This window comes from Hydrogenophaga sp. GW823-FHT04C09 (genome assembly GCF_058796355.1).
Window position 1 is genome coordinate 132538 of record NZ_JBXAIO010000009.1, and the last position, 13332, is coordinate 145869.

The 13332-nt window shown below is 69.9% G+C and carries 9 protein-coding genes and 1 riboswitch; of the genes, 3 read left to right on the forward strand and 6 right to left on the reverse strand.

The window, feature by feature from the left end:
• The first annotated feature begins 23 nt into the window (after window positions 1-23).
• Entirely contained in the window at window positions 24-1016 is a 993-nt protein-coding gene (locus tag AC1Q9M_RS22270) for a Bug family tripartite tricarboxylate transporter substrate binding protein (protein WP_444687161.1), read from the forward strand.
• A 77-nt stretch (window positions 1017-1093) separates the two neighbouring features.
• The gene (locus AC1Q9M_RS22275) at window positions 1094-2269 is read left to right on the forward strand and encodes an acyltransferase family protein (protein ID WP_382156041.1); all 1176 of its coding nucleotides are present in this window, start codon (window positions 1094-1096) and stop codon (window positions 2267-2269) included.
• A gap of 20 nt (window positions 2270-2289) precedes the next feature.
• Here AC1Q9M_RS22275 and metE read toward each other — a convergent pair whose 3' ends face one another.
• Window positions 2290-4581 carry a 5-methyltetrahydropteroyltriglutamate--homocysteine S-methyltransferase gene (gene metE / locus AC1Q9M_RS22280; protein WP_382321150.1) on the reverse strand — a complete coding sequence of 764 codons (2292 nt, stop codon included), beginning with the start codon at window positions 4579-4581 and terminating at the stop codon, window positions 2290-2292.
• Window positions 4582-4691: 110 nt separating this feature from the next.
• Here metE and AC1Q9M_RS22285 point away from each other — a divergent pair, with 110 nt between their 5' ends.
• The gene (locus AC1Q9M_RS22285) at window positions 4692-5579 is read left to right on the forward strand and encodes a LysR family transcriptional regulator (protein WP_492435803.1); all 888 of its coding nucleotides are present in this window, start codon (window positions 4692-4694) and stop codon (window positions 5577-5579) included.
• Here AC1Q9M_RS22285 and AC1Q9M_RS22290 read toward each other — a convergent pair.
• The 5 genes from AC1Q9M_RS22290 to AC1Q9M_RS22310 all read right to left on the reverse strand — a co-directional run bounded on the left by AC1Q9M_RS22290 (window position 5548) and on the right by AC1Q9M_RS22310 (window position 13304).
• Window positions 5548-7263 carry an ABC transporter ATP-binding protein/permease gene (locus AC1Q9M_RS22290; protein ID WP_492435805.1) on the reverse strand — a complete coding sequence of 572 codons (1716 nt, stop codon included), beginning with the start codon at window positions 7261-7263 and terminating at the stop codon, window positions 5548-5550. The genes AC1Q9M_RS22285 and AC1Q9M_RS22290 overlap by 32 nt on opposite strands.
• On the reverse strand, window positions 7260-8006 hold the full coding sequence (fhuF, locus tag AC1Q9M_RS22295) for a siderophore-iron reductase FhuF (protein WP_382321144.1): 747 nt from the start codon (window positions 8004-8006) through the stop codon (window positions 7260-7262). Before fhuF ends, AC1Q9M_RS22290 begins: the two co-directional genes overlap by 4 nt.
• 6 nt (window positions 8007-8012) lie before the next feature.
• A complete protein-coding gene (locus AC1Q9M_RS22300) occupies window positions 8013-10187 on the reverse strand; it encodes a TonB-dependent siderophore receptor (protein WP_492435807.1) in 2175 nt (724 codons plus the stop codon).
• A 137-nt stretch (window positions 10188-10324) separates the two neighbouring features.
• Window positions 10325-10593: riboswitch (cobalamin riboswitch) on the reverse strand.
• A gap of 30 nt (window positions 10594-10623) precedes the next feature.
• Window positions 10624-12318 (reverse strand): Na/Pi cotransporter family protein, encoded by a 1695-nt coding sequence (locus AC1Q9M_RS22305; RefSeq protein WP_492435809.1) that lies wholly within the window; start codon window positions 12316-12318, stop codon window positions 10624-10626.
• Between the two features lie 20 nt (window positions 12319-12338).
• Window positions 12339-13304, reverse strand: coding sequence for a Bug family tripartite tricarboxylate transporter substrate binding protein (locus AC1Q9M_RS22310; RefSeq protein ID WP_382156052.1), 966 nt, complete (start codon window positions 13302-13304; stop codon window positions 12339-12341).
• Window positions 13305-13332 lie beyond the last annotated feature (28 nt).

Consider the following 13332-nt stretch of genomic DNA (forward strand, 5'->3'; position numbering starts at 1 on the left):
CCATCCCGAAACCAGAGGCAGACATGAACTTCCAGAACACCCCCGTCACCCGCCGCCATGCCCTGGCCACCGCCGCCGCCGTGGCCGCTTCCACCGTGCTGCCCAGCGCGCACGCCCAGGCCGCCTGGCCCAGCCGGCCGCTGAAGATCATCGTGGGTTTCCCCGGCGGTTCCTCGCCCGACCTCACCGCGCGCCTCCTCGCCGAGCCGCTGCAGCAGGCCCTGGGCCAGCCGGTGGTGATCGAGAACCGGCCCGGAGCCGGCGGCAACATCGCCGCCGCGGCGGTGGCCCGCGCCACCGACGACCACACCATCGGCCTGATGATCAACGGCAACATGACGATCGCCAAGATCCTCAACCCCGACACCACCTACGACCCGATCACCGAGCTGGCCCCCGTCTCGCTGATCGCCGTCGCGCCCCTGGTGCTCAGCGTGCCCGCCAGCGTGGCCGAGAGCGGCGCGGCCTACATCGCCGCCGCGCGCGCCTCCGGCGACAAGTGGAACTACGGCACGCCCGGCGTGGGCACCGTGGCCCACCTGGGCATGGAGCTGCTCAAGAGCCGCGCCGGCATCGCGCCGGTGCACGTGCCGTACCCGGGCAACCCGCAGGTCATCACCGCCATGCTGGGGGGCCAGGTGCAGATGTCGCTGCTGCCCCCGGGCCTGGCCATGCCGCAGGTGACGGCGGGCAAGCTCAAGGCCATCGGCGTCACGTCGACCGGCCGCAGCAGCCTGGTGCCCGGCGTGCCCAGCCTGAGCGAGGCCGGCGTGCGCGACTTCCAGCTCGAGATCTGGAACGCCGTGGCCGCGCCCAACAGCCTGCCCAAGGCGCACGTGAACCGCCTGGCCACCCTGCTGACCGAGATCGTGCGCCGCGAGGACATCCGCCAGAAGATCTTCGGCCAGGGTTGGCAGGTCGCCGGCACCGGCCCCGAAGGCCTGGCGCGCCGCATCAAGAGCGACACGGCCGCCATGGCCGAGGTCATCCAGCGCAACCACATCCGCCCGGGCTGAGCGGCCGCTCCCCGCCGGCTGGCGGGGTCTCGCGGGTGGTGGCGCGAACGCCCACGAACTGCTAATGTCGCGCTCTCATGAGTGAACACGCTGCGCCCGCGCCCGTTGGGGTCCGCCTCCACGCGCTGGACAACCTGCGCGCCATCCTCATGTGGCTGGGCATCGTGTTGCATGTGGCGGCGGTCTACACGACGCACCCCATGCCCAACGTCTGGCTCGACGAGCAGCGCACGGCCTTCGCCGATGCCCTGGTGAGCTTCATCCACGTGTTCCGCATGCCCGCCTTCTTCATCCTGGCGGGTTTTTTCGCGGCGCTGCTGGCCGAATCGCGCGGCCCGGGCGGCCTGCTGCGCAACCGGCTCGCGCGCCTGGCCCTGCCGTTCGCGATCTTCTGGCCCATCCTGTGGGTGCTCACCAGCCTGGCGGCGCTGCTGTTCCTGAACCGGCTGGCGCTCAACCAATGGGGGTTCGACCTGGCCGTGGCCGCGAACGTGCCCGACCGCGGCATCAGCACCATGCACATGTGGTTCCTGTGGCTGCTGCTGTGGTTCTGCGTGATCACCGCCGGGCTGATGCGCCTGCCCCGGCGCTGGTTCGCGCCCGCTGGCGCGGTGCTCGCCTGGGTGGCGCGCCGGCCCTGGGGCTTCGCGCTGCTGGCGCTGCCGCTGCTGGCCGCCACCGCCGGCTACCCGCGTGGCTTCATCGTGAACTCGGGCTCCTTCCTGCCGCCGTGGAACGAGTGGGTGCACTACGGCGTGTACTTCGGCTTCGGGCTGATGCTGCATGGGCAGCAGGCGGTGCTGTTCGCGCAGTTCCAGCGCCGCTGGGGGCTTTTCGCGGCACTCGGCCTGGGGTTCTACCTGCTGTCCGGCCTGGTGACGCAGCGCCACGGCCCCATGCTGCTGGGCGCCTACAGCTTCCATTGCGCGGCCTGGCTCTGGGCCTTCGCGTCGATCGGCCTGGCCTTGCGCTTCCTGCAGTCGCGCCACAGGGTGCTGGGTTACCTCGCGGAGAGCGCCTACTGGGTCTACCTGGTGCACTTCCCGTTCACCATCCTGTTCGGCGCGCTGCTGTACCAGCTGCCACTGCCCGCCCTGCTCAAGATCGCCATCAACATCACGGCCACCACGCTGGTCTGCCTGGGCAGCTACCAGCTCTTCGTGCGCCACACCTGGATCAGCCAGCTGCTCAATGGCAAGCGCCACCCCCGGCCCCGGCGCGACCTGCCCGGCGCGGCCGGCGGCCTGGCCTGATCCCGGCCGGGGGGCTGGCCTCAGGCCGATGCGCGCAAGGCCCGCGCCGCGGCCACCATGTTGCCCAGCGCCGGGATGACCTCGGGCCACTGGCGGGTCTTGAGCCCGCAGTCCGGGTTCACCCACAGGCGCTCGGCGGGGATGCGCCGCGCCGCCTTCTTCATCAGCTGCACGATGTGGTCCTGCGTGGGGATGTTGGGCGAGTGGATGTCGTAGACGCCCGGGCCGATCTGATTCGGGTAGTTGAAGTGGTCGAACGCGTCGAGCAGCTCCATGTCCGAGCGCGAGGTCTCGATGGTGATCACGTCGGCGTCCATGTCGGCGATCGAGGCGAGGATGTCGTTGAACTCCGAATAACACATGTGGGTGTGGATCTGCGTCTCGTCGCGCACGCCGTTGGCGGTGAGGCGGAACGATTCCACCGCCCAGCCCAGGTAGTCCTGCCATGACGAGCGGCGCAGCGGCAGGCCTTCGCGCAGCGCCGCCTCGTCGATCTGGATCACCCGCACGCCGGCCTGTTCCAGGTCCAGCACTTCCTGGCGGATCGCCAGCGCGAGCTGCTGGCAGGAGACCGAGCGCGGCTGGTCGTCGCGCACGAAGGACCAGTTCAGGATCGTGACCGGCCCGGTGAGCATGCCCTTCATGGGTTTGTCCGTGAGCGACTGCGCGTAGGTGATCCATTCCACCGTCATCGGGCGGGGCCGGGCGATGTCGCCGAACAGGATGGGCGGTTTCACGCAGCGCGAACCGTAGGACTGCACCCAGCCGAACTGGCTGAACGCATAGCCGTCGAGCTGCTCGCCGAAGTACTCCACCATGTCGTTGCGCTCGGCCTCGCCGTGCACCAGCACGTCCAGGCCCAGCGCTTCCTGCTCGCGCACGCTGCGCGCGATCTCGGCCTGCATGGCCGCGCGGTAGCCCGCCGCGTCGAGGCGCCCGGCCTTGAACTCGCTGCGCGCGTGGCGGATCTCCGCCGTCTGCGGGAACGAGCCGATGGTGGTGGTGGGGTAGGCCGGCAGCTTCAGCAGCGCGGCCTGCCGCGGCGCGCGCTCGGCATAGGGGCTCTGGCGCTGGCCGAGGCGCGCGTCGATCGCCGCGACCTCGGCCTGCACCGCCGGCTTGTGCACGCGCGCCGACGCCCGGCGCGCCGCCAGCGCCGCGCGGTTGGCGGCGAGTTCGTCGCGCACGGCGTCGCGGCCTTCGTTCAGCGCGCGCCCCAGCAATTTCAGTTCATCGAGCTTCTGCAGCGCGAAGGCCAGCCAGGACTTCACCTCGGCGTCCAGCTTCTGTTCGCTGCCCAGGTCCACCGGCACGTGCAGCAGGGAGCACGAGGGCGCGATCCACAGCCGCTCACCCAGGCGCTGCGCGAGCGGCTCCAGCCAGTCCAGCAGTTCCGTGAGGTCGGTCTTCCAGATGTTGCGCCCGCTGACGACGCCCAGCGACAGCACCTTGTGCGCGGGCATCAGGTGGATCAGGGGCAGCACGTCGTCGCGCGCGTCCAGGGTGTCGATGTGCAGCCCGGCCACCGGCAGGTTCGCGGCCAGGTACTTGTTCTCCAGCAGGGGGCCGAAGTAGGTGGCCAGCAGCAGCTTGGTGCGGCAGATTTTCAGGTGGTGGTAGGCGGTGTTGAACGCGTGCTGCCACTCGGCGTCGAGTTCGGTGACGAGCAGCGGTTCGTCGATCTGCACCCACTCCACGCCCTGCGCGGCCAGCGCGTCCAGCAGCTGCGTGTAGACCGGCAGCAGGCGCGGCAGCAGCGCGAGTTTGTCGCTGCCGTCCTTGGCCTTGCCCAGCGCCAGGTAGGTCACCGGGCCCACGATGACCGGCTTGGCCTTCACGCCCTGGGCCTGGGCTTCGGCGAGCTGCGCGAGCAGGCGCGAGGCGTCGAGCTGGAAGTCGGTGGTGGCCGTGAACTCGGGGACGATGTAGTGGTAGTTGGTGTCGAACCACTTGGTCATCTCGCCCGCGGCCACGCCGCCGCAGCAGGCACCGTGCTCTTCCACGGCCTGGGCCGAGCGGCCCCGGGCCACGCGGAACAGGTTGTCCAGCGCATCACCATGGAAACCGCTCACGCGCTGGGGCAGGTTGCCCAGCGTGAAGCTCATGTCCAGCACCTGGTCGTAGAACGAGAAGTCGCCCACGGGCACGAAGTCCAGGCCGGCCTGGTCGGCCCAGTGGCGCTGGCGCAATTGCGCGCCGAGCGCCTTCAGGGCGTCGCGCGAGGACTCGCCCTTCCAGTAGGACTCGAGCGCGAACTTGAGTTCGCGCCGGGCGCCGATGCGGGGAAAGCCGAGGTTGTGGAGGGTGGTCATGGGCCGCTCTGAGGTGGAAATTGAAAGGAAAGAGCGGCGGATGGTAGGCAAATGGATCGATGAAGTAAAATGGTCTTATTTCACGTATTCATGAATTTCACTCATTCATCATGCTGGAACGCATCCATCTCGCCGTGGTGCAGGAAGTCGAGAAACAGGGCTCGCTGACGGCGGCGGCCGAGGTGCTGTGCGTCACGCAATCGGCGCTGAGTCACAGCATGAAGAAGCTGGAGCAGCAGCTGGGCACCGACATCTGGCTGCGCGAAGGCCGCAGCCTGCGCCTCACGCAGGCCGGGCAGTACCTGCTGGCCGTGGCCGGGCGCGTGCTGCCGCAGCTGGACCAGGCGGAAGACCAGCTGCGCCAGTTCGCGAAAGGCGAACGCGGCAGCCTGCGCATCGGCATGGAATGCCACCCGTGTTACCAGTGGCTGTTGAAAGTCGTCTCGCCCTACCTCGCGGCCTGGCCCGACGTGGACGTGGACGTGAAGCAGAAATTCCAGTTCGGCGGCATCGGCGCGCTGTTCGGCCACGAGATCGACCTGCTGGTCACGCCCGACCCGCTCTACAAGCCCGGGCTGCGCTACGAGCCGGTGTTCGATTACGAACAGGTGCTGGTGGTCGCGCGGGGCCATGCGCTGGCCGGGCTGCCCTACGTGAAGCCCCGGCAGCTCACGCAGGAGGTGCTGATCACCTACCCGGTGGAGACCGACCGCCTGGACATCTACAACCAGTTCCTGCAGCCCGCCGGCATCACGCCGCGGCGCCACAAGACCATCGAGACCACGGACATCATGCTGCAGATGGTGGCCAGCGGCCGGGGCGTCGCGGCCCTGCCGCGCTGGCTGGTGGAGGAGTACGCGGCCAAGGTCGACGTGGTGCCCGTGCGCCTGGGGCCGCGCGGCATCGCCAAGCAGATCTTTCTCGGCGCGCGCGAGGCCGATCTGCAGACCGACTACCTGCAGGCCTTCATCGACCTGGCGCGCCGGCGAGCGCAATGACCCGGGTCGGGCTCAGCCACGCCGGTGCCTCGTGGGCCAGGGCCACGATGGCCATGGCCGGCAGCTCGCGCCGCAGCAGCCCGTAGAGCCGCCGTCCTTCATCGGCCGGCAGCGAGCTGAAGGCCTCGTCCAGCCACAGCACATCGGGGCGCACGAGCAGGGCCCGCGCGATGCCCAGGCGCTGGCGTTCGCCGGCGGAGAGCGCTTCGTTCCACGGCGCGTCGGTCGACAGCGGCTCGACGAGCCGCTGCAGCCCGACCGCCTCCAGCGCGGCCGCCGCCGACGCGAGCGGCACCTCGGCCGCGTCCATCGGGTACAGCAGGCCCTCGCGCAGGCTGCCGCCCAGGGGCAGGTAGCTCTGCTGCTGCACCACCCAGGGCCGTAGGAAGCCGCTGGCCGCCTCGCCCGAGGCCAGCGGCCAGGCGCCCATCACGGCGCGCATCACGCTGGTCTTGCCCGCGCCCGGCGCGCCCACGATCAGCAGCTGTTCACCGGCCCGCACCTGCAGCGCATCGACCTGGGCGATGGGCGCTCCGTGGCCGGGCGCGCCCACGCTCAACCCCCGCACCGACAGACCCTCCGCGGCGGTGGGCGCGATCGGCAAGGCCGTGCGCGCCTGGCGGCGCTGCTCGATCGCCGCCTCGAACTCGGTGAGCCGCTGGATCACCGCGGCGGCTTCCGCGATCGTGGTGTACGAGGTGATCAGGTACGACAGCGCGGTGCGCACGTGCGCGAAGGCCGAGCCCGCCTGCATCAGCACGCCCAGCGTCATCTTGCCGGCGAAGTACAGCGGGCTCATGATCATGTAGGGGAAGACCAGCGAGGCGTGGCGGTAGCTCATGGTGAAGAACGAGAGCGAGCGCTGCCGGCGCATCAGCGCGAAGGTGTTGCGCATCAGCGCCTCGAACCGGCGCGCCAGCCCGGCGCGTTCCCACGCTTCGCCGCGGGCCAGGGCAATGGCCTCGCCGTCGTCGCGCACGTGCACCAGCGCGTAGCGGTAGTCCGCCTCGCGCCGCTCCTGCTCCACCTCCAGCGGAATCAGCGGGCGGCCGACGAGGTGCGTGATCACCGTGCCGACGATCGCGTAGGCGAGCGCGGCCCACACCAGGTAACCCGGCAGGTCCCACGACAGACCGAGCGAGGTGAGTGGCGCCTTCGCCGACAGCTCCCACAGGATGAACACGAAGGACGCCAGCGAGACCAGCGCGCCGATCAGGCCGACGGTGAGCGAGATCGCCAGGCGCACGAACGAGCGCACGTCCTCGGCGATGCGCTGGTCCGGGTTGTCCGGCCCGTCGCCCATGACCTGCAGGCGGTAGTGCACCGGCCCGTCCAGCCAGCGCGCGGCCAGCCCGTCGCTCATCCAGCGGCGCCAGCGGATCGACAGCCATTGCGTCACGTAGGTCTGGAAGGTGTTCACCAGCACGAAGCCGACGCCGATCCCGCAGTAGATCCACATCTGCCGCATGAACTCGCCGCCGTTGCGCTGCTGCAGCGCCTCGAAGAAGGCGCCGCGCCAGTGGTTGATGGCGACGTCGATGCCGACCATGGCCAGCTGGAGCGCGATCACGCCGATGAACAGGGCGCGGGCCATGGCCCGCTCCGATGAACCGAAGTACGGCCGCGCCAGGCGGATGCCGTCCTTCAGGGAGCGCCACAGGCTGCGTTTCGATGGGGTGGTCATGGGGGTCGGCACGCGCTGTTGGACGCGTTGAGCAGGGGACTCGGACAGGTGGTGCAGAACACGCGGTCCGGCACCAGGTAACGCATGCAGCAGATGCGCCGCATGCGGTGCACGCCCTCGGCGCGCGGCAGGTAGATCACCGGGCGGTGCAGGGGGGTGGGCATCTCCAGCCACTCGCGCGCGGGCGCCAGGCCGCGCAAGCCGGGGTGGGTCTCATCCAGTCGGCGGATGAAGGCCTCGAACAGGTTGCCCGCGTTGCTCCACAGCACGCGGCGCGTGACGCCGGTGCGCTCGGCCATCTGTTCGACAAAGGGCACGAGGTGCTGGTGCAGGAATTCGTGCCAGGACGTGTCGGGGTCGCCGGCCTCGCCGTCGGGTTCGCCCGGCGCGGGCAGGCGCAGGCAGAGCGTGCGGCCTTGCGCGTCCTGGTCGAAGCTCACGCCATCGAGCGCGGTGGGCAGGCGCCGGCCCATCAGCACGCGGCCGATGAACCAGGCCGGCATCACGATGGCGAAGTGCCATTTCGACCAGATCGACGCCACCACGCGCGCGTCGGTCGCGCCGTGCGCGGCATCGAAAAACCGGCGCACCCGGGCCAGGTGCGCCGGCGTCATCAGCGCCTGCACGCCGACGGTGTGCTGTCCGTCCGGCGGTGGCCCGATGCCGAGCCGGCCCCGGAACGGCGCCATGGGGCCGCCGAACGCGGCGTCGAGCTCGGCACCGTCCCAGGGCGAGGCCATCATGGCCGCTCAGAACGACTTCGAGGCGGTCAGGGCCACGCGGCGGCCCGTGCCGTAGTAGCAGTTCGTGGCGTTGTCGCAGTTCGCCACGTAGCGGCGGTCGGCCAGGTTCTTCACCACCAGCGAGGTCTCCCAACCCTTGAGCGAGGGCGAGAGGTTCACCAGGCTCCACTGCACGCCCAGGTCGAACAGCGTGGCGGACGGCACCTCGAAGGTGTTGAGCGCGTCGCCGGCCGACTCGCCCACGTGGCGCAGGCCGACCGAGAACCTCAGGCCCTGGAGCGCGCCCGCGCCGACGCGGTACGACAGCCAGGCCGAGGCCTGTTGTTCGGGCACGCCCACCGGGTGCTTGCCCACCCCGTTGACGGTGTTGGTCGCGGTGACGACCGCGTCGGTCGCCGAGTACGAGAGCATGGCGTCCAGGCCGCGCGCGAGCCCGGCCTTGAGCTCGATCTCGCCCCCGCGCGAGCGCACCCCGCCCGTCTGCGTGGCGAAGCCCGGGTTGGCCAGGTCGTTGGTGAGCACGTTGCGCTGCTTGAGTTCGTAGACCGAGGCCGTGGCCACGAGGGCGCGGCCCGGCGGCACCCACTTGACCCCGGCCTCGATCTGCTTGCCGGTGTGCGGCTCGAACGGGCGGCCTGCCGCGCTGGTGCCGGTGACGGGCGAGAACGACTCCGCGTAGTTCACGAACGGCGACCAGCCGCCGCCCAGGTCGTAGCTGGCGCCCAGCTGGCCGGTGGTGGCCAGGTCGCGCTTGGGGGTGTACGAAGGATCGCTGAAGCGCCCGGTGACGGTGTTGAGCACGGCGGTCTTCTGGTCCAGCGTGGCCTTGTCGCGGCGCAGCCCGACCAGCACCGACAGCCGCCCCCAGTCGATCTGGTCCTGCACGTAGAGCGCGGTCTGGCGCAGGCGCTGCTCGCGCTTGGACGTGATGGGGTTGGCCGGCAAGGCCTGGCCGTACACCGGGTTGTAGAGGTCCAGCGCGAAGGCCGGGGCCGCGCGGGTGCCGGTGCCCTGGTAGTTGGGCACGCGCGCCGCGTCCAGGCCCAGCATCACGCGGTGCTTCGTGCCGACGGCATCGAACCGCGCCACCACGCGCGTATCGACCTGCTTGGTCACGATGGTGTAGTCGGCCGCGAACAGCCGCCGCGTCCAGCCGGTGGCGCCCGCCGCCACACCCGTGGCCTGCATCTCGTCCACATGGATGTCCACCTTCTTGTAGGCGGCGTTCTGCTCGATGGACCAGACCTCGTTGAAGCGGTGCGAGAACGCATAGCCCACGCGCCAGGCGTCCTTGTCCGAGTCGTGGCGCGCCGGTTCACCGAGGAACAGGCCGCGCGAGATGAAGCGCCCGTTGGCGCCCGGCACGATGGTGCCCACGCGCGGCAGCGGCTGGTGCACGGTGAGGCTCGGGTCTTCCTGGCGGTTGGCCATCAGCGTGAGCCGGGTGGCGGCGTCGGGCTTCCAGGTGAGGGCGCCGGCGAAGTAGCGGCGATCGGACTGGGTGTGGTCGATCTCGCCATCGCCCTTGCGCACCAGGCCCGTGAGGCGGTACTGCCAGGTGGCGTCGGCGTTCAGCGCGCCGCCCAGGTCGAACTGGCCCTGGCGCAGCCCATGGCTGCCCACGCGCAGGCCCACCTCGCGCACGGTCTCGGCCGTGGGGCGCTTGGTGCGCAGGTCGATCAGGCCGCCGGGGCTGCCCTGGCCGTAGAGCGCCGACGCGGGGCCGCGCAGCAGCTCGACGCGTTCGAGCCCGTAAGGCTCCTCGGCCCAGTTGCTGTCGTGCAGCTTGAGGCCATCGAGGTACTGGTAGACCAGGAAGCCGCGCACCATGGGGTACTCGCGCGTGAGCGCACCGCTCGAATAACCACCGCCGTACAGACCCGGCGCGTGCTCCAGCGCTTCCATGACGGACTGCGCGTCGCGCGCCTTCATCTCGGTGTCGGTGACGGCGCTCACCGAGCGCGGCAGGCGCTCGATGGGGGTGGCGCTCTTGGTGGCCGTGGCCGCCTCGCTGGCGCGCAGGCCTTCGGTGCGCACCTCGACCGGTGCCAGCGTCCCCGCGTCCTGCGCCGCCAGGGCGGCCGAGGACAGCGCGCCCATCAGGGCCACGGTGCAAACGGATGAACGGTGGCCGCGAAAGGCCCGGCCCTGGCGCTGACGCGCGGGCAATGAATGACGCATGAGAACTCTCCTCCAACGGCCCGCGTCCCCGCAGGCCCAACGACAGAAAAACGCGTGGGGAGGGAACGTGATGGTGGGGCGGCGCCGGCGCTGGCGGACGCAGCTCGGCTTGGCCCGGACCACGCACTCCCGCAGCGTCCGAAGGCGATGCGAAGGCCGGTATCCGGGCTCGCGGAGCGTCGTCGTGCAGGCGTTGTGGGCATGCTCGCGACAGGAACTTCTCGCCTTCCCACGCCTGGAGGCGCAGTGGCTGCCGATGCCGTGGCATCGCGTGAGCGTTCCCGAATCCGCTGACCGTTGCGGGGGCAGCACAGGCTTGTTGCGCCGTGAAAGACGCCGTCACCTGTTTCCCGTTTAACCCCATCGCCATGGCTGGCGGCGGGGCACCTTCGAACCGTGCGGTTCGACCCGATGGAAGGGTCGAACCGGCCGGCGATTATAGAACCCGCAGGGGTATCGCCTCGGTTCGGAGGCCGTGTTCCGCCAGGCCCTGGCTCGCCCGCAGGCGGTTCGGCGCGAGCGCGCCCGCGCAATCCAGGATGGGGTAGGCGATCGAGCAGATGTGCGAATTGATGCGCTTGAGATCGCTGATCAGGTCGATGTGCAGCGAGCTGGTCTCGATGCTTTGCACGGTGTTGTCGGTCAGGCGCACGAGGTGGCTGGTGGCGTAGGCGCGCTCCAGGTCCCGGAAGCGCGCCTTTTCCTCCAGCAGCTTTTGCGCGTCGCGCACGTTGCCGTTGAGGAACACGCTCATGCCCAGGCGCAGGTTGTCGATGAGCCGGGCGTGCAGCTCGCAGATCTCGGCCATGCCGGCGTCCGAGAAATTGCGCCCCATCTTGATCTTCTTGTCCTCGATGTCCAGCAGCACGCGCTCGACGGTGTCGCCGATCTGCTCCATGTTGATGGTGAAGCTGATGATGTCGGCCCAGCGCCGGCTTTCTTCTTCGGCCAGCGCCTCGCGGGAGATCTTGGTCAGGTAGTACTTGATGGCCGAGTACAGCTCGTCGACCGAGTCATCGAGCTTGCGCAACTCCTCGGCCAGGCGCAGGTCGTTGTTCTTGATCACGGCCAGCATGCCGACCATCATGGTCTCGACCACGTCGGCCTGGTGCATGGCCTCGCGCGCCGCGCAGGAGATCGCCAGCGAGGGCGTGGCCAGCGCCGACGGGTCCAGGTGGTGCGGCCGCCCGGCCACCCGGTTCTTGTCGGGCTTGGGCAGCAGGCGCTCGACCCAGCGCGCCACGATCTGGGTGACGCCGATGAACAGGAGGGCGACGGCGATGTTGAAGCTCAGGTGGAACAGCACCACCAGCGTCGCCGGGTCCGCCACATAGGGCTGCATGCCGTGCAGCCATTCCGGCGCCAGCGGCGCCGCCAGCAGCACGCCCAAGGCCTTGAACATCAGGTTGCCCAGCGGCACCTGGCGCACCTCGATGGCCGAACGCGCCGTGGTCACCACGGCCAGCAGACCGCTGCCCAGGTTGGCGCCCAGCACCATGCCCAGGGCCATGTCCGTGGGCACGACACCGGACGCCGCGAGGGTGGCGGTCAGCAGCACGATGGCCAGGCTGGAATAGGCCATGAGGGCCAGCGCGGCGCCCACCGTGATCTCCAGCAGCAGATCGCTGTTGACGGAGACCAGCAGCGCCTTCACCACGGGCGACTGGGTCAGCACCTCGGTGGACTGCGACACCAGGCGCAGCGCCAGCAGCATCAGCCCCAGGCCGATCAGCACCCGGCCCACACGGCCGACGGCCGTTTGCTGGCGGGAGATGAACATCACCACCCCACCGAGAATGAGCAGCGGCGACAGCCAGGACAGGTCGAAAGAGAACACCACCGTCATCAGGCTGGTGCCGATGTCGGCACCCAGCATCACCGCGAGGGCCACCGGCAGGCTCAGCAGCCCCTGCCCGACGAAGGACGACACGATGAGCGCGGTCGCCGTGCTCGACTGCACCAGGGCCGTGACGCCCAGGCCCGAGAGGGCCGCGGTGAAGCGGTTGCCGATGCTGCGCGCCAGGACCTGCCTCAGGTTGGCACCGAACACGCGCAGGATGCCGGTGCGCACAAGCTGGGTGGACCAGACGAGCAGGGCGATCGCCGCCAGAAGATTCAACAGGTGTTTCATGTCGGCAGCCGATCGCAAGCTCAGTCGACCTTCGCCCCCGATGCCCGCACCACCTTGCCCCAGGCCTGGAGCTCGTCGTCCATGAAGCGCTTGAATTCGGCGCCGCCGCCCGTGCCGGGTTCGGCGCCATCGCTGGCCAGGGCCGCGTTGACGGTGGGGCTGCCGATCGCGTTCTGCGCCGCCTGGGTCAGGCGCTCGAGCACCGGCTTCGGTGTGCCGGCGGGCGCGAGCAGGCCGGCCCATGAGGTCACCGAGAAGTCCTTCACGCCCGCCTCCTGCATCGTCGGCAGCTCGGGGGCGGCGGTGGAGCGCCGGTCGGAGGTCACGGCCAGGCCCTTGAGCTTGCCGCCGCGCGCGTGGCCGATGGCGCTGGGCATGGTCTCGAAGCCGAACTGCGCCTCGTTCGACATCAGCGCGACCATGGCAGGGCCGCCGCCCTTGTAGGGGATGTGCTGCACGTCGGTGCCGGTGGCGCTCTTGAAGATCTCCCCTGCGAGGTGGGCCGGCGAGCCGTTGCCCGACGAGGCGTAGAACGTGCCCGGGTTGGCCTTCGCATGGGCGATGAGTTCGGGCACGGAGTTCACGCGCAGCTGGGGCGGCACGACGAGCAGCAAGGGGTACTTGGCCACCAGCGCGATGGGCTCGAACGATTTGATCGGATCGAACTTGAGCTTGTAGAGATGGGGGTTGATCGCCTGGCTGCTGAGCGTCGCCATGAAGACGGTGTAGCCGTCCGGCGGCGCCGCGGCCACCATCTCGGCCGCGAGGTTGCCGGCCGCGCCGGGCCGGTTGTCCACGATCACCGACTGGCCCAGCAGTTCGGTCATGCGCTGGGCCAGCACACGGGCGAGCTTGTCGGTGGACCCTCCGGCGGCGAACCCCACCACGATGCGGACCGGTTTGTTCGGGAAGGCCTGGGCGGTGGCGGATCCCGCCGCCCAGAGTCCAAGGCAAACCAGGATTCCTTTTTGCTTCCAGCTGATCATGGGGGATGTCTCCTTTGTTGAAGTTTTC

Bases quoted from the DNA above. Each gene is read 5' to 3' on its own strand.
- AC1Q9M_RS22270 (WP_444687161.1), top strand. From the start codon at position 24: ATGAACTTCCAGAACACCCCCGTCACCCGCCGCCATGCCCTGGCCACC.
- AC1Q9M_RS22275 (WP_382156041.1), top strand. From the start codon at position 1,094: ATGAGTGAACACGCTGCGCCCGCGCCCGTTGGGGTCCGCCTCCACGCG.
- metE (WP_382321150.1), bottom strand. From the start codon at position 4,581: ATGACCACCCTCCACAACCTCGGCTTTCCCCGCATCGGCGCCCGGCGC.
- AC1Q9M_RS22285 (WP_492435803.1), top strand. From the start codon at position 4,692: ATGCTGGAACGCATCCATCTCGCCGTGGTGCAGGAAGTCGAGAAACAG.
- AC1Q9M_RS22290 (WP_492435805.1), bottom strand. From the start codon at position 7,263: ATGACCACCCCATCGAAACGCAGCCTGTGGCGCTCCCTGAAGGACGGC.
- fhuF (WP_382321144.1), bottom strand. From the start codon at position 8,006: ATGATGGCCTCGCCCTGGGACGGTGCCGAGCTCGACGCCGCGTTCGGC.
- AC1Q9M_RS22300 (WP_492435807.1), bottom strand. From the start codon at position 10,187: ATGCGTCATTCATTGCCCGCGCGTCAGCGCCAGGGCCGGGCCTTTCGC.
- AC1Q9M_RS22305 (WP_492435809.1), bottom strand. From the start codon at position 12,318: ATGAAACACCTGTTGAATCTTCTGGCGGCGATCGCCCTGCTCGTCTGG.
- AC1Q9M_RS22310 (WP_382156052.1), bottom strand. From the start codon at position 13,304: ATGATCAGCTGGAAGCAAAAAGGAATCCTGGTTTGCCTTGGACTCTGG.